Origin of the sequence: Streptomyces sp. NPDC090083 (genome assembly GCF_044747445.1) — a bacterium.
In the GTDB taxonomy this organism is placed as follows: domain Bacteria; phylum Actinomycetota; class Actinomycetes; order Streptomycetales; family Streptomycetaceae; genus Streptomyces.
The window spans coordinates 1143457-1165473 of record NZ_JBIVED010000002.1 but is presented as its reverse complement, the minus strand read 5'-3'; the positions used below and the strand labels follow the sequence as shown (position 1 = coordinate 1165473).

At 69.7% G+C, this 22017-nt stretch carries 18 protein-coding genes and 1 riboswitch; of the genes, 10 read left to right on the top strand and 8 right to left on the bottom strand.

Annotated features, from left to right (window positions below):
* Positions 1-275 precede the first annotated feature (275 nt).
* Entirely contained in the window at positions 276-1346 is a 1071-nt protein-coding gene (locus ACIPTO_RS11040) for an SIS domain-containing protein (protein ID WP_401190804.1), read from the bottom strand.
* Between the two features lie 215 nt (positions 1347-1561).
* Here ACIPTO_RS11040 and nagB point away from each other — a divergent pair, with 215 nt between their 5' ends.
* On the top strand, positions 1562-2347 hold the full coding sequence (gene nagB, locus ACIPTO_RS11035; RefSeq protein WP_401190802.1) for a glucosamine-6-phosphate deaminase: 786 nt from the start codon (positions 1562-1564) through the stop codon (positions 2345-2347).
* Positions 2348-2455: 108 nt separating this feature from the next.
* Here nagB and ACIPTO_RS11030 read toward each other — a convergent pair whose 3' ends face one another.
* The 4 genes from ACIPTO_RS11030 to ACIPTO_RS11015 all read right to left on the bottom strand — a co-directional run bounded on the left by ACIPTO_RS11030 (position 2456) and on the right by ACIPTO_RS11015 (position 7301).
* Positions 2456-4042: a glycoside hydrolase family 3 protein gene (locus ACIPTO_RS11030; protein WP_401190800.1), complete on the bottom strand. Its 1587-nt coding sequence runs from the start codon at positions 4040-4042 to the stop codon at positions 2456-2458.
* An 8-nt stretch (positions 4043-4050) separates the two neighbouring features.
* The gene (locus ACIPTO_RS11025; protein WP_401190798.1) at positions 4051-4914 is read right to left on the bottom strand and encodes a carbohydrate ABC transporter permease; all 864 of its coding nucleotides are present in this window, start codon (positions 4912-4914) and stop codon (positions 4051-4053) included.
* Positions 4911-5894, bottom strand: coding sequence for a sugar ABC transporter permease (locus ACIPTO_RS11020; RefSeq protein WP_366323418.1), 984 nt, complete (start codon positions 5892-5894; stop codon positions 4911-4913). The genes ACIPTO_RS11025 and ACIPTO_RS11020 overlap by 4 nt, the downstream gene beginning before the upstream one ends.
* A 120-nt stretch (positions 5895-6014) precedes the next feature.
* Positions 6015-7301: an extracellular solute-binding protein gene (locus tag ACIPTO_RS11015; RefSeq protein WP_366323420.1), complete on the bottom strand. Its 1287-nt coding sequence runs from the start codon at positions 7299-7301 to the stop codon at positions 6015-6017.
* A gap of 309 nt (positions 7302-7610) precedes the next feature.
* Between ACIPTO_RS11015 and ACIPTO_RS11010 the strand changes: the two genes are divergently transcribed.
* From ACIPTO_RS11010 to ACIPTO_RS10975, 8 genes are all read left to right on the top strand, one after another.
* A complete protein-coding gene (locus tag ACIPTO_RS11010; protein ID WP_366323422.1) occupies positions 7611-8375 on the top strand; it encodes a GntR family transcriptional regulator in 765 nt (254 codons plus the stop codon).
* A 732-nt stretch (positions 8376-9107) separates the two neighbouring features.
* Positions 9108-9371: a DUF3311 domain-containing protein gene (locus ACIPTO_RS11005; RefSeq protein ID WP_366323424.1), complete on the top strand. Its 264-nt coding sequence runs from the start codon at positions 9108-9110 to the stop codon at positions 9369-9371.
* Positions 9368-10969, top strand: a complete 1602-nt coding sequence (mctP, locus tag ACIPTO_RS11000) for a monocarboxylate uptake permease MctP (protein ID WP_366323426.1) — start codon at positions 9368-9370, stop codon at positions 10967-10969. The genes ACIPTO_RS11005 and mctP overlap by 4 nt, the downstream gene beginning before the upstream one ends.
* A gap of 90 nt (positions 10970-11059) precedes the next feature.
* The gene (locus tag ACIPTO_RS10995) at positions 11060-11566 is read left to right on the top strand and encodes a GNAT family N-acetyltransferase (RefSeq protein ID WP_366323428.1); all 507 of its coding nucleotides are present in this window, start codon (positions 11060-11062) and stop codon (positions 11564-11566) included.
* 45 nt (positions 11567-11611) lie between these two features.
* Positions 11612-11743, top strand: a riboswitch (cobalamin riboswitch).
* A gap of 124 nt (positions 11744-11867) precedes the next feature.
* Positions 11868-14300, top strand: a complete 2433-nt coding sequence (locus ACIPTO_RS10990) for a ribonucleoside-diphosphate reductase subunit alpha (protein WP_401190794.1) — start codon at positions 11868-11870, stop codon at positions 14298-14300.
* Complete coding sequence (locus tag ACIPTO_RS10985; RefSeq protein ID WP_366323430.1) at positions 14300-15313, top strand: ribonucleotide-diphosphate reductase subunit beta; 1014 nt, start codon at positions 14300-14302, stop codon at positions 15311-15313. The genes ACIPTO_RS10990 and ACIPTO_RS10985 overlap by 1 nt, the downstream gene beginning before the upstream one ends.
* A gap of 279 nt (positions 15314-15592) precedes the next feature.
* On the top strand, positions 15593-17674 hold the full coding sequence (locus tag ACIPTO_RS10980; RefSeq protein WP_401190792.1) for a putative Ig domain-containing protein: 2082 nt from the start codon (positions 15593-15595) through the stop codon (positions 17672-17674).
* A 127-nt stretch (positions 17675-17801) separates the two neighbouring features.
* Positions 17802-18266, top strand: a complete 465-nt coding sequence (locus ACIPTO_RS10975) for a hypothetical protein (protein ID WP_401190790.1) — start codon at positions 17802-17804, stop codon at positions 18264-18266.
* On the opposite strand, the gene ACIPTO_RS10970 is transcribed toward ACIPTO_RS10975, so the two are convergent.
* The gene (locus tag ACIPTO_RS10970; protein ID WP_401190788.1) at positions 18241-18414 is read right to left on the bottom strand and encodes a hypothetical protein; all 174 of its coding nucleotides are present in this window, start codon (positions 18412-18414) and stop codon (positions 18241-18243) included. The genes ACIPTO_RS10975 and ACIPTO_RS10970 overlap by 26 nt on opposite strands.
* A 78-nt stretch (positions 18415-18492) precedes the next feature.
* Here ACIPTO_RS10970 and ACIPTO_RS10965 point away from each other — a divergent pair, with 78 nt between their 5' ends.
* Complete coding sequence (locus ACIPTO_RS10965) at positions 18493-19455, top strand: helix-turn-helix domain-containing protein (RefSeq protein ID WP_366323438.1); 963 nt, start codon at positions 18493-18495, stop codon at positions 19453-19455.
* A gap of 17 nt (positions 19456-19472) precedes the next feature.
* Here the strand turns inward: ACIPTO_RS10965 and ACIPTO_RS10960 are convergent, their stop codons facing one another.
* Both ACIPTO_RS10960 and cyc1 read right to left on the bottom strand, forming a co-directional pair.
* Positions 19473-20843 (bottom strand): cytochrome P450, encoded by a 1371-nt coding sequence (locus ACIPTO_RS10960; RefSeq protein WP_401190785.1) that lies wholly within the window; start codon positions 20841-20843, stop codon positions 19473-19475.
* A complete protein-coding gene (gene cyc1, locus ACIPTO_RS10955; protein ID WP_366323442.1) occupies positions 20840-21931 on the bottom strand; it encodes an epi-isozizaene synthase in 1092 nt (363 codons plus the stop codon). The genes ACIPTO_RS10960 and cyc1 overlap by 4 nt, the downstream gene beginning before the upstream one ends.
* Positions 21932-22017: the final 86 nt, after the last annotated feature.

The following is a 22017-nucleotide window of genomic DNA, read 5'->3' as shown; positions in this document are numbered from 1 at the left end:
TCAACCCTCCCGGCACCGCAGCCCGGAGCAGCAACGGCCACGGGGTGTGCGGTCCCGGACGGCCGATGGATGAGGAGCCGGGGCAGTCAGGGCAGAGAGCCTCGGTTCCTCGGTCCGTCCTCCTGTGCGGGGAGGACGGAGGCTTACGCCTTTAACACATTGTGGACTAGACCACTAACCGTGTCCATGCTTTGAAGGATGTTGAGAAGCCTAACCGTGTCGGGTCCTGTGCGGGACTGGTTGGTCATGGGAAATTCGGTGGCCGTGCCACGGACTCAGCGGGTCTCCGTCACCTTGGCCAACGCGCGGGGCGCGTCCGGGTCCTGGCCGCGGGCGATGGTGACCTCGTGGGCGAGGAGCTGGAGCGGGAGGATCTCCAGGACCGGCTGGAGTTCCTCCGGGACGCCCTCGACGGGCAGGACGAAGCCGGCCGAGGCCTGTGCGACCTGGCCGGCCGGGCCGATCACGACCAGGTCGGCGCCCCGGCCGCGCAGCCGGTCCAGGACGGGCTGGAGGGCGGCGCCGCCCTTGCCGTCGGTCACCACCGCGATGACCGGGGAGACGTTGTCGACCATGGCGAGGGGGCCGTGCAGGAGGTCGGCGCCGGAGTAGGCGAGCGCGGGGATGTAGCTGGTCTCCATCAGCTTGAGGGCGGCTTCCTTGGCGGTGGGGTAGCCGTAGCCGCGCGAGGTGATGACCATGCGTTCGGCGAAGCGGTAGCGGGAGGCGAGGGCGCGGATCTCGTCCTGGCGGGCGAGGAGCTGCTCGGCGAGGTCGGGCAGCGCCTTCGCCGCGGCGCCGTCGCCGCCGCGCAGGCCCTCGACGAAGAGGTAGAGCGCGAGCAGGGACGCCGTGTACGTCTTGGTCGCGGGGAGCGCCTTCTCCGGGCCCGCCATGATGTCGACGTGGTACTCCGACACGGCGGCCAGCGGCGAGTCCGGGTTGTTGGTCACCGCGACCGTGATGGCGCCGGCCTCGCGGGCGGCCCGGGTGGAGGCGACCAGGTCGGGGGAGCCGCCGGACTGGCTGACGGTGACGACGAGGACGTCGGTCAGGTCGGGGCGGGCGCCGTAGGCCGTGGTGGTCGACATCGAGGTGAGGCCGCAGGGCAGGCCGAGGCGGATCTCCAGAAGGTACTTGGCGTAGAGGGCCGCGTTGTCGGAGGTGCCGCGGGCGGTGAGCAGCACGAAGCGCGGCCTGCGGGCGGCGACCTCCTGGGCGACCCGGCGGATGCGCGGGGCGCCCTCGTCCAGGATGCGGCGCAGGACGGCGGGCTGTTCGGCCATCTCGCGGGCCATGATCCGGCCGGGGAGGTCGCTGTCGGGGGCCGGGGTCGTGGCGGTCATGCGGGGTCCTCCGGAGGTCGGTCGGGGCGGTGCTGCGGTGTCCATTTCACCCCGTCCGCCGGAGGTGCGCCCGTGCGGGGCGGTTACCGGTTTTCGGACAGGCGGCGAACTCTGGGAGGTAAGGCCCTCCTCTGTTAGATTGGTGCGCGGATTGGTCTAAACCACACAGCACCTCCGGGCTCCCCGAAGTCCCCTCTGCAGAACGGCAGGCCAGCGTGGAAGTTGTCATCGTTCCGGACGCCACGGCGGGCGGCGAGCTGATCGCCGAGGCCATGGCGCAGCTGCTCCGGCGCACGCCGGACGCCCTTCTCGGCGTGGCCACCGGGTCGACGCCGCTGCCCATCTACGAAGCCCTCGCCGCGAAGGTGCGCGCCGGGGCCGTGGACACCTCGCGGGCCCGGATCGCCCAGCTCGACGAGTACGTGGGGCTGCCCGCCGAGCACCCGGAGTCGTACCGCTCGGTGCTGCGGCGCGAGGTGCTGGAGCCGCTCGGGATCGGCATGGACGCCTTCTTCGGGCCGGACGGCACCGCCGAGGACGTGGTCGCGGCGTGCGAGGCGTACGACCGGGCGCTGGGCGAGGCCGGCGGGGTCGACCTCCAGGTGCTGGGCATCGGGACCGACGGGCACATCGGGTTCAACGAGCCGTGCTCGTCGCTGGCCTCGCGGACCCGGATCAAGACGCTGACCGAGCAGACGCGGGTGGACAACGCGCGGTTCTTCGACGGCGACATCGAGCAGGTGCCGCACCACGTCATCACCCAGGGCATCGGCACCATCCTGGAGGCCCGGCACCTGGTGCTGCTCGCGACCGGCGAGGGCAAGGCGGACGCGGTCGCCGCGACGGTGGAGGGACCGGTCGCCGCGGTGTGCCCGGCGTCGGCGCTGCAGCTGCACCGGCATGCGACGGTCGTGGTCGACGAGGGTGCCGCGTCCAAGCTGAAGCTCGCGGACTACTTCCGGCACACCTTCGTCAACAAGCCGGACTGGCAAGGGATCTGACCGCCCTTCACCTGCATGGACACCGGTGCCGGGCCCCCTCGTGGAGGGCCCGGCACCGGTGCGTTCGGAGGTGTCTCCCCTGGTCGGGGCCGCTCCCCCGGCGCACGGTCAGCTGCCCGCGATGACCTCCGCCGCCGCGTGGCCGCAGACGCGGGCCGCGCCGTGCGTCGCGATGTGGAGGGCGCCTCGGGGCGGGGCCTGCGGTACGCCCATCTCGACCACGACGGTGTCGGGGCGGGCGGCGAGCAGGGTGTCGAGGGCCGACTCCATCCAGGGGTGCCGGTGTTCGTCCCGGACCACGACGACGACACGTCGGGCCCCGGCCGCGGCCAGGATCTCCGGGCCCGCGTCCGCCCCGGCGAAGCCGGCCGTCTCCGTGCCGGGCAGCCGCCGCTCCAGCTCCGCGGCGACTCCCCACGGGGTCTCGTTGCCCACGGCGATGTTGGCGACCGGGGTGAGCAGGGCGACGTAGGGCGGTTCGGTGAGCGGGGTGAAGTCCTCGGCGCCGGTGACCGTGAGGGCCCGGCGGGCGGCGACGAGTCCGATGTCGACGCGCGTCACGCCGGCGGCCGGGACGGAGGGCGGGTGCGCCGCGGACTCCGGGCCGGTCACGGAGGCGGGGTCCGCGGCGGGCGCGGACGCGGCGGGCGCGGACGCGGCGGCCGAGGCCGCCCACCGGGCCAGCCCCCGTACTCGTTCCGCGGCTTCGGCGAGCCGTTCCTCCGGCAGCTCCCTCGACCGCACCGCGCCCACCAGCGCGTCCCGCAGCCGTCGGACCGTGTCGTCGTCCGCGAGACCTCCGCCCACGCAGATCGCGTCCGCTCCGGCCGCGATGGCGAGGACGCTGCCGCGTTCGATGCCGTACGTCGCCGCGATGGCCTGCATCTCCATGCCGTCGGTGACGATGAGGCCGTCGTAGCCGAGCCGGCCGCGCAGGAGGTCGGTGAGGATGCGCAGGGAGAGGGTGGCCGGGTGGTCCGGGTCCAGGGTGGGGACCAGGATGTGGGCGCTCATCACCGCGCGGCTGCCGGCGGCGATGGCCGCGCGGAACGGGAGCAGCTCCCGCTGTTCCAGGACCGGGAGGTCGGCGTCGATGCGCGGCAGCGCGTGGTGGGAGTCGACCGCCGTGTCGCCGTGGCCCGGGAAGTGCTTGGTGCAGGCGGCCACGCCCGCGGCCTGGAGCCCGTTGACGTAGGCCGCCGTGTGCCGGGCGACCAGTTCGGGGTCGGCGCCGAAGGAGCGGACGCCGATGACCGGGTTGGAGGGGTTGGAGTTGACGTCGGCGGAGGGCGCCCAGTTGAGGTTCACCCCGCACTCGGCGAGACGGCGGCCCAGCTCGTGGGCGACCGCCCGGGTCAGGTCGACGTCGTCCACCGCGCCCAGGGCGTGGTTGCCGGGGAAGGAGGAGCCGGTGCGGGCCTCCAGGCGGGTGACGTCGCCGCCCTCCTCGTCGATCGCGACGAGGACGTCCTCCCGCTCGGACCGCAACTGGGCGGTGAGCGAGGAGAGTTGCTCGGGTGAGGTGATGTTGCGGCCGAACAGGCCCACCGAGGCGAGGCCTTCGCCGAGGCGGCGCAGCAGCCAGTCGGGAGCCGTGGTGCCGAGGAAGCCGGGCTGCAGGACGGTGAGGGCGTCGCGCGTCAGACCGTCCCTGTGGGAGTCGGACGCGGCGGTACCGCTGGCGAGAGTCGTCATCGGTGGCGTTATCCCTTCACAGCGCCCGCGGTCAGCCCCGCGGCCATCTTGCGCTGGACGATGAGGAACAGGACGACGATCGGCACGGCCATCATCGTGGCGCCGGCCATCATCGGGGCGTACTCGGTGCCGTGCTTGGTGGTGAAGTTGCCGAGCCAGACGGTCGCCGTCTGGTGTTCCTGGCTGAGCAGCATCAGGGCGTACAGGTACTCGTTCCAGGCCTGGATGAAACCGTAGACCGAGGTGGCGACCATGCCCGGGGCGAGGAGCGGGAAGACCACCCGGATGAAGGCGCCGGTGCGGGTGCAGCCGTCGACCATGGCCGCCTCCTCCAGCTCCTTGGGGATGTTGACGATGAAGCCGCGCAGGGTCCACACCGTGAACGGGAGGATGAAGGTCAGGTACGTGATGACCAGGCCCGAGAGCTTGTCGTACTGGTCGAGGTCGTTCAGCAGCAGGAAGACCGGGATGATCATCGAGACCAGCGGGACCATCTGGACCGCGAGGATGCCGACGATCACGATCTTGCGGCCGCGGAAGGCGAAGCGGGAGATGGCGAGCGCGGCCAGCAGGCCGACGACGATGCCGATCACCACGACCGCCAGGGACACGATGAGGCTGCGGCCGACCGGGCCCCAGAAGTCGGCGATGGCCAGCGCCCGGCGGAAGTTGTCGAGCGTGATGCCGGTGGGCAGCAGGCTCGGGTCCGGGTCGATGGCGTCCTTGGCCGGCTTGAACGCCGTGTCCAGCATCCAGTAGAGGGGGAAGCCGACAACGACGAAGACGAGCAGGCCGAGGAGGTTCCAGCCCAGCTTCGACTTCTTGCGCCCGCCGGTCCGCTCGCGGGGCGCGTCGGTCGTGAGCGCGCTCATTCGACCTCTCCGATCTGAAGCATCTGACGCATGTAGACGGCGACGACACCGAGCAGCAGCACCACCGTGACCAGGGCTATCGCGGAACCCTGTCCGTAGTCGTTGACGACGAAGGCACGGTCGTACGAATAGGTGCTGAGCAGTTGGAAGTCGGCCTCGGGGTGGCCGCCGCGCATCACGAACACCTGGGGGAAGACGCCCATGTCCCAGATCACCGACAGGGTCGTGAGCATCACGATGATCGGCTTGAGGATGGGCAGGGTGACGTACCGGAAGACGCCCCAGGCGCCGGCGCCGTCGAGGCGCGCGGCCTCCTCCAGTTCCTGGGGGACCTGGGTGAGTCCGGCGCTGAGGGTGATGACCACGAAGGGCACCGCGCCCCACACCACCAGCAGCATGATGACGAGGAGGCCCTGCGGTCCGCTGGCGAACCAGTTGTGGCCGACCATGTCGACGCCGGGCAGCCTGCTGAGCAGGGCGTTGAAGACGCCGTAGTCCGTGTCGAAGAGCCACTTGAAGACGGTGGTCGCGACGATCACCGGCATGCCCCAACTGGCCACCAGGACAACATTGATGAGGGTCTTCACCCAGCCGGAGACCTTCTGCTGGAGCAGCGCGAGGGCCATGCCGGCGACCATCGTGAAGATGACCGAGCCGGCCGCGAAGACGATCGTGCGGACGACGACGCCCCAGAACTCGGAGTCGCCGAGGACGCCGGTGAAGTTGTCGAAGCCGATCCACTCGGCGGACTTGAAGCCCCACAGCTGGGACTGGCCGAAGGACTGGAAGGACAGGGTGACCAGCCGGACCAGCGGATAGCCCATGACCAGGGCGAGGATCAGCAGGCAGGGGGCGAGCAGGAGCCAGGGGACCCCGGTCCCTCTCGACGTCCGCTGTCTGCGGGAAGCGCTGGGGACGCCCGGTGGCGGCGCGTGCCGCGGCGGCGGCACCTTGGCGGGGGTGGTCGTGTCGGCACTCATCGCGGGCTCCTCAGCGATCCCTCAGGTCGTACGGCCGTACCTCGGACGGGAGTCCGCGGGACGCGCGGACTCCCGTCCGAGGTGCGGGGCCCTGTAGGTGGACAGGGCCCCGCACTCGGGTCACTTGGTGTTGATGACCTTGTCGATCGCGGCGTCCGCGGTCTTCGCGGCGGCCTCGACCGACTGCTTGCCGGTGCCGATGTTCTGCAGCATGGTCTGCAGGACCTGGGCCTTCTCGACCTGGCCCCAGCCCGGTGCCATCGGGACGAACCAGTTGGACTCGGCCGCGGTGGCCGGGACCTCCGTGGCGGGGTCGCTCTTCAGGGTCGCGAGGTCGGTCTTGTTGTTCGGCAGGTTGCCCTTGGCCATCAGGCCCTTCTGGCCGGACGGGCCGGTGAAGGCGTTGATCCACTCGGCGGCGAGGCCCTGCGCCTTGGACTTGACCGGGATGGCGAGGTCCGAACCGCCGAGGAACACGGGCATGTTCTTGCCGGACGGGCCGGGCATCACGAAGTTGACGAGGCTGGTCTTCAGCTTGCCGCCGGTCTTGTCGGCCTTCGGGTCGGCCGCGCTCGCGCCCTCCCAGGCCGCGCCGAAGATCATGGCCGCCTTGCCCTGGCCGTAGACGATGTAGCGGTCGGACTCGTCCTTGGTCTTGTCACCGTGCATGTACTTGTCGATGACGGACTTCCACTCGTTGAGCCCCTTGATGGACTCGGGCGAGGAGAGGCTGCCCTTCCACTGGTCACCGGACTGGGTGGCGATGGCGCCGCCGGCGTCGTAGACGAAGGACATGGCCGCGTACCAGTCGCGGGTGGGCTGGTACCAGGCGCTGAACTTGCTGCCTTCCTTCTTCTGGATCTTGTCCAGGTCGGAGGTCAGCTCGGCGTACGTCGTCGGGGTCGACTTGATGCCGGCCGAAGCGGCGATGTCCTTGCGCCAGTTGGCGACGCGGCCACCGGCGTAGTACGGGACGCCGTAGGTCTTGCCGTCGTAGGTGACCGAGGCCTTGAGGCCGTCCAGCCAGGCGGAGGAGTTGGTGAACTTGGAGGCGTCGACGGGTGCGAACGCGCCCTTGACCATGTAGCCGAGCATCTCGGTGTTGCCCATCTCGACCACGTCGGGCGCCTTGTCGGTGGCGAGGACCGCGTCGAGCTTGGTGTTCTTGTCCGGCCAGCCGTAGTACTCGTGCTTGATCTTGACGCCCGGGTGCGCCTTCTGCACGGTCGCGTCGGCGGCCTTGACCAGGTCGGGCCAGTTGTTCTGCGCGTCGACGGTGAGCCAGACGGTCAGCTCCTTGGCGTCGGCGCCGCTGTTCGAAGAGCTCTTGTCGTCGTTGCCCCCGCACGCCGCGATGGAGACCATCATGCCCGCGATACCGATCGCGGCTATGAGCTTGCGCTTCACGCCACCCTCCTCAGGGATGCCTGCCACACCTCCCGCCCATAGGCCGGGACCTGAACCAATGGTGTAGACCAGTACCGGGAGCTTGGACCAGACCAGAGGGCCTGTCAAGGGTCCCCGAAACGGCCCTGACCAGCCGTTATGGGACCTACATATGCAGGAACCTTTAAGTAAGAAGGCAGCGAAAACAGGGCCGCCGGAGTACTCTCTTCCGCTAGACCACTTGGCGCTGTGGACTAGACCAAAAGAGACGGCGACGGTATACAGAGGGGATCACCAAGTGACCCTTGTCCGGAGCCGGAAAGGCGGAGCATGAGCACCGACGTCAGCAGTGCGGAGAACGAGGGTGGGGCCACCGTCCGCACCGCGCGTGTGCCCAAGTACTACCGCCTGAAGAAGCACCTGCTGGACATGACGGAGACCCTGCCGCCCGGCACCCCGGTCCCGCCCGAGCGCACCCTGGCCGCCGAGTTCGACACCTCGCGCACCACCGTGCGCCAGGCGCTCCAGGAACTGGTCGTCGAGGGCCGCCTGGAGCGCATCCAGGGCAAGGGCACCTTCGTCGCCAAGCCGAAGGTCTCCCAGGCCCTCCAACTCACCTCGTACACCGAGGACATGCGCGCCCAGGGCCTCGAACCCACCTCGCAGCTCCTCGACATCGGCTACATCACCGCCGACGACACCCTCGCCGATCTGCTCGACATCACCGCCGGCGGCCGGGTCCTGCGCATCGAGCGCCTCCGCATGGCCAACGCCGAGCCGATGGCCATCGAGACGACCCACCTCAGCGCGAAGCGCTTCCCCGCCCTGCGCAGGTCCCTCGTCAAGTACACGTCCCTCTACACCGCGCTGGCCGAGGTCTACGACGTCCATCTCGCCGAGGCCGAGGAGACCATCGAGACCTCGCTGGCCACCCCGCGCGAGGCCGGCCTGCTCAGCACCGACGTCGGCCTGCCCATGCTGATGCTCTCCCGCCACTCCCTCGACAAGGAGGGCCAGCCGGTGGAGTGGGTGCGGTCGGTGTACCGCGGGGACCGCTACAAGTTCGTGGCGCGGCTGAAGCGCCCGCAGGACTAGGGCCTGTCTGACAATTCCCGTCGTCGCCCGTAGGGCGGCCGGACGGCGTCAGGTGCGTGCTCTCGTCGTGCCGGGCGTGGGCCCACGTACTGGACGTACTTGGGTCCGCGCCCGGTGCGGCGAGAGTGCGTGCATGGCGTCGCCCGGCAGACGGGCATTGTCAGACAGGCCCTAGAGGAGTCACCGAGCGACCCCGTCTCACGGACGGGGTACTTTCGGCCATTCTCGCGGCGCTCGTGGGGGCCGTGAGCCCGGACGCGCTCCGGGTTCACGGCCCCCACGTCCGCCGCTCCGCGCGCTCCGCCCCGAGCGGGACCCGGTCCGCCCGGTCGAACAGCACGGCACCGGCCGGGCTCGTCCCCACCCGCGAGGCGAAGGAGGCGGTGGCCCGCGACGCGACCGGCGCCGCCGCGGACGGCCGGCCGGACGCCCCGTGGAGTGCGGTGACACGTCCGGGAGTTGACCGACGGGCCGGCCCGCGACCGGTGCGCCGCGCACGTCCGTGGGGGCCCGCCCGAGGCGGGGATCCGGGGCCGTCGCGCCGTCGAACGCCCGTGGCCCGCCCGCCAGGAGACCCACCCGCGCCAGGGATTCCGGTGCTGTTGACACCGATGTCGGGCTTTCACCGAATCGACATGACGATATGCGGACGAGGTCTTTCGCCGCGGTGACGCCGTGACCTAGATTGCCTGCGCATTACACAGGTGATCAGCGTGGGGACGGAGCCGAGAAATGTCAGATGTGCCCGAAGTTCCGCCCGAAGCGGGGCTACCGCTGGTGACACCGGCCCGTGTCGTCATCGCCGTGTGTCTCGTCGCGCCGTTCGTGGCGCTGCTCTGGGTCGGCTCCTACGCGAAGGTCGACCCCACGTTCATCGGCATCCCGTTCTTCTACTGGTACCAGATGCTCTGGGTGCTGGTCTCGACCGCGCTGACGATGACCGCCTACAAGCTGTGGCAGCGCGACCAGCGGACCCGCCATGGAGGTAACCGGTGAACGACGGCGTGAACGGCGTCGCACTCGGCGTCTTCATCTTCTTCTTCCTGGCCGTCACGGTCCTGGGCTTCCTGGCGGCACGCTGGCGCCGGGCCGACAACGAGCACAGTCTCGACGAATGGGGCCTGGGCGGACGGTCGTTCGGCACCTGGGTCACCTGGTTCCTGCTCGGCGGCGACCTCTACACGGCCTACACGTTCGTGGCGGTCCCGGCGGCGGTCTACGCGGCGGGCGCGGCGGGCTTCTTCGCGGTGCCGTACACGATCCTCGTCTACCCGTTGATCTTCACCTTCCTCCCCCGTCTCTGGTCGGTGTCGCACCGGCACGGTTACGTGACGACCTCGGACTTCGTGCGCGGCCGCTTCGGCTCGAAGAGCCTGTCGCTGGCGGTGGCGATCACCGGCATCCTCGCGACCATGCCGTACATCGCGCTCCAACTGGTCGGCATCCAGGCCGTGCTGGACGTCATGGGGGTGGGCGGCAGCGCCGACTCCAACTGGTTCGTGAAGGACCTGCCGCTGCTGATCGCGTTCGCCGTGCTGGCCGCGTACACCTACTCGTCCGGGCTGCGCGCGCCCGCGCTGATCGCGTTCGTGAAGGACGGCCTGATCTACCTCGTGATCGCGGTGGCGATCATCTACATCCCGATCAAGCTCGGCGGGTTCGACGACATCTTCAGCGCGGCCGGCGCCAAGTTCAAGGCGGCGGGAGCGGGCGGGCTCGTGCCCGCGCCGGCGGGCCAGTGGACGTACGCCACACTGGCGTTGGGCTCGGCCCTGGCCCTGTTCATGTACCCGCACTCGATCACGGCGACGCTCTCCTCGAAGAGCCGCAACGTGATCCGCCGCAACACCACGATCCTGCCGCTGTATTCGCTGATGCTGGGCCTGCTCGCGCTGCTCGGCTTCATGGCGATCGCGGCCGGAGTCAAGGTCACCAACGGCCAGTTGGCGATCCCGCAGCTGTTCGAGGACATGTTCCCCGACTGGTTCGCGGGCGTGGCGTTCGCGGCGATCGGCATCGGGGCGCTCGTCCCCGCGGCGATCATGTCCATCGCGGCGGCGAACCTCTTCACCCGCAACATCTACAAGGACTTCATCAAGCCGGACGCGACCCCGGCCCAGGAGACGAAGGTCTCGAAGATCGTCTCCCTGCTGGTGAAGGTGGGCGCCCTCGCCTTCGTCCTGACGATGGACAAGACGGTGGCGATCAACTTCCAGCTCCTGGGCGGCATCTGGATCCTGCAGACCTTCCCGGCCCTGGTGGGCGGCCTGTTCACCCGCTGGTTCCACCGCTGGGCCCTCCTCGCCGGCTGGGCGGTCGGCATGATCTACGGCACCCTCGCCGCGTACGGCGTCGCCTCCCCCACCCAGGCCCACTTCGGCGGCTCGTCGAAGGAGATCCCCGGCATCGGCGAGATCGGCTACATCGGCCTGACGGCGTTCGTGATGAACGTCGTGGTGACCGTGGTCCTCACCTTCGCCCTGAAGGCCTTCAAGGCCCCCGAGGGCGTCGACGAGACCAGCCCGTCCGACTACACGGCCGACGCGGGCGACCCGGGCGTGGAGGAAGAGCTGCCCGTGATCGCCGGTCACTGAGATCCCCAGGGGCGACCGGCAACGACGGACCCGCGGCGGGCCACCGAGGGCACCCCCTCGGTGGCCCGCCGTTCGTCCACACTGGCCCCCATGGACTTCCTCATCCGCCGGGCGGACCCCACCGAGTACGAGCCCCTCGGCACCCTCACGGCACACGCGTACCTGGACGACGGCCTTCTCGACTACGGCGAGACCGACCCCTATCTCCCGGTGCTGAAGGACGTGGCAGGCCGGGCCGCGGCCGCCGAGGTCCTCGTCGCGGTGGACGGCGACCGTCTCCTCGGCGGAGTCACCTTCGTCCCGGGCCCCGGCCCGGTCGCCGACATAGCCCGCCCCGGAGAGGCGGAGATCCGCGCCCTCGCGATCCACCGCGCCGCCCGCGGCAGAGGCGCCGGCGAGGCCCTGGTCCGGGCCTGCGTCGACCGCGCCCGGGCCCTGGACGGCTGCACGGCCCTGGTCCTCTCGACCCAGTCCGGCATGCGCGCGGCCCACCGCATCTACGAACGCCTCGGTTTCGTCCGTACCCCGGACCGCGACTGGAATCCCGTGCCGCACCTGGACGATCTCACTCTGCTCACCTATGAGCTGACACTCTGAAACCACCGCGACACAACATCTGGTGGTGATGTGACAGGCGAGCACAAGATGTATGCTCATGCTCGCTGTCGCCGCAGGGGAATCCGGTGCGAATCCGGAACTGTCCCGCAACGGTGTACTTGTGCGTATACGCGCACATGGCCAGTCCGAGGACCTGCCGACGGCGCGCGCCCGGCCACCCGGCCGGACGCATGACGTCCGGGCCTCGTGGAGTGGGCCGGTGGACGCGACGCCCCCGTGCGCTCGTGTACTGCCGCCTGCCCTCGGCGAGGCCCCGTGCCGAGCGAGGGAGAGCCCCACCGTGACCATCGCGCCAGCAGAGCCGGCATCAGCGAACCGGGCCACCGACACGATCGTCCCCGGAACCGACGTTCCCGGAACGACCGTTCCCGGAGCCGACGGTCCCGGTACCGCGATCCTGCGGACCCTGACCGAGCTGACCGCCGACCTCCCCGACGCCGACCCCGGCCGGGTCGCCGCCGCCACGTTGCGCGGCCGGTCCGCGCAGGCGGACGTGACGGAACTGCGCGAGCTGGCCACGGAGGCGGCCGCCGGCCTCATCTCCGAGGATCCCGTCTACTCCCGGCTCGCCGCCCGGCTGCTGACGATCAGCATCGCGGCCGAGGCCGCCTCCCAGGGCGTCACGAGCTTCACCGAGTCCGTCGCCGTGGGCCACCGCGAGGGCCTCATCGCGGACCGCACCGCCGACTTCGCGACGCTGCACGCGGCCCGCCTGGACTCGCTGGTCGCCGCCTCACTGGCGGAGGGCGCCGACGACCGCTTCGGCTACTTCGGCCTGCGCACCCTGTACAGCCGCTACCTCCTGCGGCACCCGATCACCCGCAAGGTCGTCGAGACCCCCCAGCACTTCATGCTCCGGGTCGCGGCCGGCCTCGCGGAGGACGACAGCACCCGCGCCCTGGACGAGGTCGCCTCGCTGTACCGCCTGATGAGCCGCCTGGACTACCTTCCGTCCTCCCCCACGCTCTTCAACTCCGGCACGCGCCACCCCCAGATGTCGTCCTGCTACCTCCTCGACTCCCCGCTGGACGAGCTGGACTCCATCTACGACCGCTACCACCAGGTGGCCCGCCTCTCGAAGCACGCCGGCGGCATCGGGCTGTCGTACTCCCGTATCCGCAGCCGGGGTTCGCTGATCCGCGGCACCAACGGGCACTCGAACGGCATCGTCCCCTTCCTGAAGACGCTGGACGCCTCGGTCGCCGCGGTGAACCAGGGCGGCCGGCGCAAGGGTGCCGCCGCGGTGTACCTGGAGACCTGGCACTCCGACATCGAGGAGTTCCTGGAGCTGCGGGACAACACCGGTGAGGACGCCCGCCGTACGCACAACCTGAACCTCGCGCACTGGATCCCGGACGAGTTCATGCGCCGGGTGAACGCGGACGGCGACTGGTCGCTGTTCTCCCCCGCGGACGTGCCCGAGCTGGTCGACCTGTGGGGCGACGAGTTCGACGCCGCGTACCGCGAGGCCGAGGCGAAGGGCCTGGCGAAGAAGACCCTCCCGGCCCGTGACCTCTACGGCCGGATGATGCGCACCCTCGCGCAGACCGGCAACGGCTGGATGACCTTCAAGGACGCGGCCAACCGCACCGCCAACCAGACGGCCGAGCCGGGCCACACGGTCCACTCCTCGAACCTCTGCACGGAGATCCTTGAGGTCACGGACGACGGCGAGACGGCGGTCTGCAACCTCGGTTCGGTGAACCTGGGCGCGTTCGTCGTCGACGGCGACATCGACTGGGAGCGGCTGGACGAGACGGTCCGCACGGCCGTCACGTTCCTGGACCGCGTGGTCGACATCAACTTCTACCCGACCGAGCAGGCGGGCCGTTCCAACGCCCGCTGGCGTCCGGTGGGTCTGGGGGCGATGGGCCTCCAGGACGTCTTCTTCAAGCTGCGCGTCCCCTTCGACTCGCCGCAGGCGCAGGCGCTGTCGTCCCGGATCGCCGAGCGCATCATGCTCGCCGCGTACGAGGCGTCCGCCGAACTCGCCGAGCGCAACGGCCCGTTGCCGGCCTGGGAGAAGACCCGTACGGCCCGCGGTGTCCTGCACCCCGACCACTACGGCGTCGAGCTGACCTGGCCGGAGCGCTGGGCGGCCCTGCGGGAACGTATCGCCCGGACCGGCATGCGCAACTCGCTCCTGCTGGCGATCGCCCCGACCGCCACCATCGCCTCGATCGCGGGCGTCTACGAGTGCATCGAGCCGCAGGTCTCCAACCTGTTCAAGCGCGAGACGCTCTCCGGCGAGTTCCTCCAGGTCAACTCCTACCTGGTGGACGAGTTGAAGCGGCTCGGCGTGTGGGACGCCCGCACCCGCGAGGCGCTGCGCGAGGCCAACGGCTCGGTGCAGGCGTTCAGTTGGATCCCGGCGGACGTCCGCGCCCTGTACCGCACGGCGTGGGAGATCCCGCAGCGCGGCCTGATCGACATGGCCGCCGCCCGCACCCCGTTCCTGGACCAGTCCCAGTCCCTGAACCTGTTCCTGGAGACGCCGACGATCGGCAAGCTCTCCTCGATGTACGCGTACGCCTGGAAGCAGGGTCTGAAGACGACGTACTACCTGCGCTCCCGCCCGGCGACCCGCATCGCCCGCGCGGCCCAGGCCCAGGCCCAGACCCAAACCCCCATCCCGGTGCAGCAGTTGACCCCCGACGAAGACGCGGTGGCCTGCTCCCTCGAAAACCCCGAGTCCTGCGAGGCCTGCCAGTGATGACCAGCGAAGCCAAGAACCTTCTCGACCCGGGCTTCGAGCTGACCCTCCGCCCCATGCGCTACCCGGACTTCTACGAGCGCTACCGGGACGCGATCAAGAACACCTGGACCGTCGAGGAGGTCGACCTCCACTCGGACGTCGCCGACCTCGCGAAGCTGTCGCCGGGTGAGCAGCACATGATCGGGCGGCTGGTCGCGTTCTTCGCGACGGGTGACTCGATCGTGGCGAACAACCTGGTGCTGACGCTGTACAAGCACATCAACTCCCCCGAGGCCCGGCTGTACCTGAGCCGCCAGCTGTTCGAGGAGGCCGTGCACGTCCAGTTCTATCTGACGCTGCTCGACACCTACCTCCCCGACCCGGAGGACCGGGCGGCCGCCTTCGCCGCGGTGGAGAACATCCCCTCCATCCGCGAGAAGGCCGAGTTCTGCTTCAAGTGGATCAACGAGGTCGAGAAGCTGGAGAGCCTGCAGACCCAGGCCGACCGCCGCCGCTTCCTCCTCAACCTGATCTGCTTCGCCGCGTGCATCGAGGGCCTGTTCTTCTACGGCGCGTTCGCGTACGTCTACTGGTTCCGCAGCCGGGGTCTCCTGCACGGTCTCGCCACCGGCACCAACTGGGTGTTCCGCGACGAGACCATGCACATGAGCTTCGCCTTCGAGGTGGTCGACACCGTCCGCAAGGAGGAGCCGGAGCTGTTCGACGACCTGCTCCAGCAGCAGGTCACGGACATGCTGAAGGAGGCCGTCGAGGCGGAGCTGCAGTTCGGGCGCGACCTGTGCGGCGAGGGTCTGCCGGGCATGAACACCGACTCGATGCGCCAGTACCTGGAGTGCGTCGCGGACCAGCGTCTCCAGCGGCTCGGGTTCGCGCCGGTGTACGGCTCCGAGAACCCCTTCTCCTTCATGGAGTTGCAGGGCGTGCAGGAGCTGACGAACTTCTTCGAGCGCCGCCCGTCGGCGTACCAGGTCGCCGTGGAGGGCACGGTCGACCTGGACGAGGACTTCTGACCGCGGAGCCGTAGGAACGGGTAAGGGCTCGGACGGCCCATGGAGCTTCCATGGGCCGTCCATGGACCTCCTATGGAGCGGCAAAGTTCTTGAGGCGCGCCTGTTCGGGGCTCGTCGGGCCCGGATAGCTTCTGCCCGTTGTGACATGTCACGCACAACAGCCTCACCGAACGTACAAAGTGTCATGCCCATGACGACGTTCAACGCCGCCGCTACGCGCGTCACAGGCCTGCCACCAGCGCCGAGGAACCCCACTCCAACGACGGAGGCAGCACCCCCATGCGTGAAAAGCCCAGACGGAGCCTGCGAAGACTACTGACCGCCGCCCTGCCCGCCCTCGCCCTGAGCGTCTTCGGCCTGGTGGCCGCGACGCCCGCCGGCGCGCAGCCCGCCCCCCACGCGGCCGTCCAGTCGGCCCAGGCTTCCAAGGTCACCCAGAACGCGAAGGCCCTGACCGCCCCCGCGGCCCAGGCCGTCCACGCGACCGGCAAGGCCGGGCAGAAGGTGCCGACCGAGCGCCTCTGCGCGACCGCGGCCCCCGGCTCGGCGTCCTGCTTCGCCCAGCGGCGCACCGACATCAAGCAGCGGCTGGCCGCGGCCGTGCACCCGGACGCCGCGGCCGCGGTGTCCGGGCTGAGCCCGGCCAACCTGCACAGCGCGTACGCGCTCCCCTCGACCGGCGGCTCCGGCCTCACGGTCGCGGTGGTCGACGCGTACAACGACCCCAACGCCGAGTCGGACCTGGCCACCTACCGCTCGAACTTCGGCCTGTCCGCCTGCACCAAGGCCAACGGCTGCTTCAAGCAGGTCAGCCAGACCGGCTCCACCACCTCGCTGCCGAGCAACGACAGCGGCTGGGCCGGCGAGGAAGCGCTCGACATCGACATGGTCAGCGCGGTCTGCCCGAACTGCAACATCATTCTGGTGGAGGCCACGTCGGCCACCGACGCCAACCTCGGCACCGCCGAGAACGAGGCCGTCGCCCTGGGCGCGAAGTTCGTCTCCAACAGCTGGGGCGGCTCCGAGTCCTCCTCGCAGACCAGCGAGGACACCTCGTACTTCAAGCACCCGGGCGTCGCGATCACCGTCTCCTCCGGTGACGAGGCCTACGGCGCCGAGTACCCGGCGACGTCCCAGTACGTGACGGCAGTCGGCGGCACCGCGCTGTCGACGTCGTCCAACTCCCGCGGCTGGACCGAGTCCGTGTGGAAGACCAGCAGCAGCGAGGGCACCGGCTCCGGCTGCTCCGCCTACGACGCGAAGCCGAGCTGGCAGACCGACACCGGCTGCACCAAGCGCATGGAGGCCGACGTCTCCGCCGTGGCCGACCCCGCCACCGGCGTGGCCGTCTACGACACCTACGGCGGCTCCGGCTGGGCGGTCTACGGCGGCACCAGCGCCTCGTCCCCGATCATCGCGGGCGTCTACGCGCTGGCCGGCACCCCCGGTTCCAGCGACTACCCGGCGAAGTACCCCTACTCCCACACCAGCAACCTGTACGACGTCACCAGCGGCAACAACGGCTCCTGCTCGACGGCGTACTTCTGCACCGCCGAGACCGGCTACGACGGCCCGACCGGCTGGGGCACCCCGGACGGCACCGCCGCCTTCACCTCCGGCACCACCACGGGCAACACCGTGACCGTCACCAACCCGGGCAGCCAGTCCACCGCGACCGGCAGCGCGGCCAGCCTCCAGATCTCGGCCTCGGACAGCGCGGGCGCGACCCTCACCTACAGCGCGAGCGGGCTGCCCACCGGCCTGTCGATCAGCAGCTCGACCGGGCTGATCTCCGGCACCGCGTCCACCGCCGGCACCTACGCCGTGACGGTGACCGCGACCGACTCCACCGGCGCCTCCGGCTCGGCCTCCTTCACCTGGACGGTCAGCACCTCCGGCGGCGGCACCTGCACCTCGACCCAGCTGCTGGGCAACGCGGGCTTCGAGTCGGGCAACACCACCTGGACCGCGAGCAGCGGGGTCATCACCAACGACTCCGGCGAGGCCGCGCACGCGGGCTCGTACTACGCGTGGCTCGACGGCTACGGCTCGACCCACACCGACACGCTGTCCCAGTCGGTGACCGTCCCGTCCGGCTGCAAGGCCACCTTCACCTTCTACCTGCACATCGACACCGCGGAGACCACGACCAGCACGGCGTACGACAAGCTGACGGTCACCGCCGGTTCGACCACGCTCGCGACGTACTCGAACCTGAACAAGGCCTCCGGGTACGCGCAGAAGAGCTTCGACCTGTCCTCCTTCGCCGGCTCCACCGTCACGCTGAAGTTCAGCGGCGTCGAGGACTCCTCCCTCCAGACCAGCTTCGTCCTCGACGACACCGCCGTGACGACCAGCTGACCTCCGTATGAGCTGGGCCCCGGTCGTCTCGCAGCGGCCGGGGTCCTGTCATGTCCACGAATATCGTGCTGCTCACGAGGGATCCGGATGCGTCCGTGACACGTCGAAGAGGCAAAGGAGGCCCCCCATGCGCCGATCGATTCTTGGTCCGTCCCTCGCCGTCGCCACCCTGGCGCTCGCCCTCACGGGCTGCGGCTCGAAGTCCGACACCGGCAGCGCCACCGTGTCCCCGTCGTCCTCCCCCTCCCCCACACCGAGCAGCAGCAGGGCGGCCTGCGCGGCGAAGGAGACCCTGGCCGCGACCGACACGAACGGCACGTTCTGTCTGACGACCGGCTCCACCGTCCGCATTCTGCTGGACGGGACGACGGCCCGGCCCTGGGCCCCGGTGAAGACCGTGGGCAGCGGTCTGAAGGCCACCAACAGCGGCATCCTGATCCGGCCCGGCGACGCGAGCAACGCCTACCAGGCGGTCTCGGCCGGGACCGTGAAGCTCACGTCGTCCCGGCCGCTGTGTGCCACCGCGCCGCACAAGATCTCGTGCAAGGGCATTCAGGAGTGGTCGGTCACCGTCGTGGTGTCGAAGCCATGAGCCGGTGCGCGGTCCGGATCTGACGGTCGACGCGCCGGTCGTGCGCGATGCCGAGCAGCGAGGGGAAGGTCACGGCCACGAGGATGCCGGCGACGGTGAGCAGGGCGATGAGGTTGTCCATGGCGGTGTTCATGGACATGAGTCTCATCCTGTTGACTCCTTACCGTGAGTGGCAGGACTGCCGCACACCCTCGATTTACTGCCATCCGGGGCGCACACTGGCAGCATGCTGACGAACGTGGCCGTGGTCCTGCTCGACGGAGTGCACCCCTTCGAACTCGGCGTGGTCTGCGAGGTGTTCGGCCTCGACCGCAGCGACGAGGGGCTCCCGGTCTACGACTTCGCCGTCGCCTCGGCCGAGGGCCCGGAGCTCTCCACCCACGCGGGCTTCTCTCTGGCCGTCGAACACGGCCTGGAACGGCTGGAGACCGCGGACCTCGTCTGCGTGCCGGCGGGTGCCACCTACGCGGCGCGCGAGTACCCGGAGGAACTCCTCGACGCCCTGCGCCGGGCCGTCGACCGGGGTGCCCGGGTGCTCAGCGTCTGCTCGGGGGTGTTCGTGCTGGCCGCCGCCGGACTGCTGGACGGGCGGCGCTGCGCGGTGCACTGGCACCACGCCGAGCTGCTGGCCCGGCGCTACCCGAAGGTCGTCGTGGAACCCGACGTGCTGTACGTCGACGCGGACCCGGTGATCACCTCGGCGGGCACCGCGGCCGGCATCGACGCCTGTCTGCATCTCGTGCGCAAGGAGCAGGGTCCTGAGGTCGCCAACGCGATCGCCCGGCGGATGGTCGTGCCGCCGCACCGCGACGGCGGCCAGGCCCAGTACATCGAGCGGCCGCTGCCGCGCACGCGGTGCGACACGGTCGGCGAGGTGCTGGTGTGGATGGCGGAGCACCTCGACCAGGAGGTCACCGTCGAGCAGCTCGCCGCCCGTGCCCTGATGTCACCGCGTACCTTCGCCCGCCGCTTCCAGCAGGAGACCGGGACCACGCCCTACCGCTGGATCCTGCGTCAACGGGTGCTGCTGGCGCAGCAGTTGCTGGAGGGGACGGACGAGACGATGGACGTGATCGCCTGGCGGACCGGCTTCGGCACCGCACCCGCCCTGCGCCACCAGTTCGTCCGGGCGCTCGGCACCACGCCGAACGCCTACCGGCGCACGTTCAGGGGCCCGGAGGCCGCCTGAACGCACGCCGGTCACCGTCACCTCGACACGGGCCTGAGCAGCAGCCTGTTGGGCCGCAGGGTGATGCCGACACGGGTGGCGTCGTCCGAGCCGGACACCTGCTCGAAGCGGTACCTCGCCGCCACCGCCGCCGTGATCAGGCTCAGTTGGGCCATCGAGAAGTGGTCACTGGGACACTTCCGGTTGCCGTTGCTGAACGGGCTCATGGCGAACTTCGGTACGTCCTTGGAGCGTTCCGGAAGCCAGCGGTCGGGATCGAACTCGACGTTGTGGTCATACGAACGCGCGTCGCGCTGGATCGCGTACGGACTGTAGATGATGTCGGCCCCGGCCGGAATCCGATAGCCGCCCAGATCGGTGTCCGCGAGCGCCCGCCGCGTCAATATCCATACGGCGGGGCGCAAGCGCATCGCCTCGACGACGACATTGTTCGTGTGCGTCAGCTTCCGGACGTCGTCGAATGCCACCGGGCGACCACCCGTCACGGATTCGACCTCTTCGCGTATCTTGTCGGCGTGTTCCGGGTGTTCGGTGAGGACCTGGAGCAGCCACATGATCGTGGACGCGATTGTTTCGCTTCCCGGGGTGAGGATCGCGACGACCTGGTCGTGGATCTCCTGTTCCCCGATGGGCTCGCCATTGTCGTCCGTCGCCTCCAGCAATGCCGTCAGCAAATCGTCCGGCTTTTGACCAGATGCCCGTCGTTCGGCGACGATCTCGTCGACCAGGAGATGCAAATCGGCCAGCGCCCGGTTGAATTCCCGGTTGGCCGGCAGAGGCAGCCGGTAGAGCGGTCCCGCCGGTACCACCATCCGCCGGTACATGCCCCGGAAGACGGTGGCGAGCGCGACGCACAGCCGCTCGGCCCGCTCGTCCATGAAGTCGCCGCGCAGCAGACAGCGGGCCGCGATCCGCACGGCGACCCGGAAGGACTCGGAGGTGCAGTCGATCGTCCCGCCCATCGCCCAGCGCTCGGTGAGCGCGTGTGCCTCCTCCTCCATGATCGGCCCGTAGGCGGGGATCGCGTCGAGTTTGAACGCGGGCTGGATGATGCGCCGTTGGCGTCGGTGGGTGGGTCCGTTGGCGGTGGCCACGCCCTCCTTGCCGAGCAGTCCCTCCAGGGACTCCCAGAGCGGGCCCGCGATGATGAAGTCCGGGTTCAGCGCGAGCGCTCCGGTGAGGGCCGGCGCGGTGACGGCGTAGACGGTCTTCGGTCCGAGGCGGAGCCTCACGACGTCGCCGTGGTCGCGGAGTTGGGCCATGAAGGCCAGGGGGTCGCGGACCAGCTTCCAGCCGTGGCCGAGAAGCGGGACCCTGCCGCCCGCGACGGGCGGCTCAAGCAGCTCCGGTGCCTCGGGGGCCGCGGGCTTCACAGACTCGACGGTCATTTCTCACCTGCCGCTTCGTTGTTGACGTACGGGGGTGTGGACCGGTCGTCCCAGCTGTCGACCATGTAACGGCCGGACTCGTGGTGGAACCAGTAGACGGAACTGAACCAGTTCCGCATGTTTCCGAGATTGGCCCGTACGGCCGCGCCCAGTTCCGCTCCCCGTGCCGTTCCGTCGTCGAGGCGGTCGGCGAGCCGTAATGTCTCGCGTTCCGCCTCCAGGAATTCGGCTATGCATTCCTCGATACGGCGCCTCAGTTCGGCGACCGCTTCTTCGAGGGTCAGCCCTTCGTGTTTGACGAGACTGATGCCGAGATTGTGGACCTCGTCGCCCGCGATTTCCTTGGGCAGTGAGCAGAGGTCGTTGTACCAGGCGGCGAACTCCTGACTCAGCAGGGCCGCCCGGCGATATCCTGAGCTTTTCCGCACGCTGTCCGGGAGTTCGCAGTCCGCGCTCGCCTCCAGCAGATCCGTCCAGATCCAGTGGGCGAAGGTGAGCCGGCGCAGTGCGAGGTATTCGTCGACCGTGGGGACGATTCCCTCGGTGCGATTGCGGAATTCACGGTCGTAGGCCTCGATGACGGCGTGGAAGTGGCGGGCGAACCGCGCGTTCCAGGTGTCGGGGAGGAACGAGTAGATCCGCGTCATGCTGTCGGCGAACCCGGCGACCAGCGGATCCGGGTGGAGCAGGTGGTGCCGTGGTGCATCGAGTGCAGCATGCAACCGGAACCTCAACCGCCGCCAGGCGTCGGGGCGTTCGTGCACGATGTCCCGGTCGTGTCGGTCGTCCCAGACGAAGAACCACGCGCTGAAGTCCGCTATCGCCTGGAGCACCTCGTCCGGGGCGCCCAAGTAGTACCCGGCCATCAGGTCCGTGTAGCAAAGACCGTCGGCATATTCCCGTACCTTCTCCGCCGGCATGAGGCGTTTTTCGAGGAGCCAGACACGTGTCTTCTCCTGGAGCCTCGGCCAATACGGATGCAGTCGCCGGGGAAACGCCGCCTCGATCACCGGGAGAGAGAGCGACGGTGGAACCGCGATCGCCGTCGTCGCCGTTGTCGTTGTGGTGCTGTGTGAGAAAGCAGGCACGAACAAACCCCTCTCAGCCGCCAGTTGCGCACGCCCCTCCCGCCGTGCCGGGCGTGCGCCGTTGCGTATCCCCGCACTTCCCATTC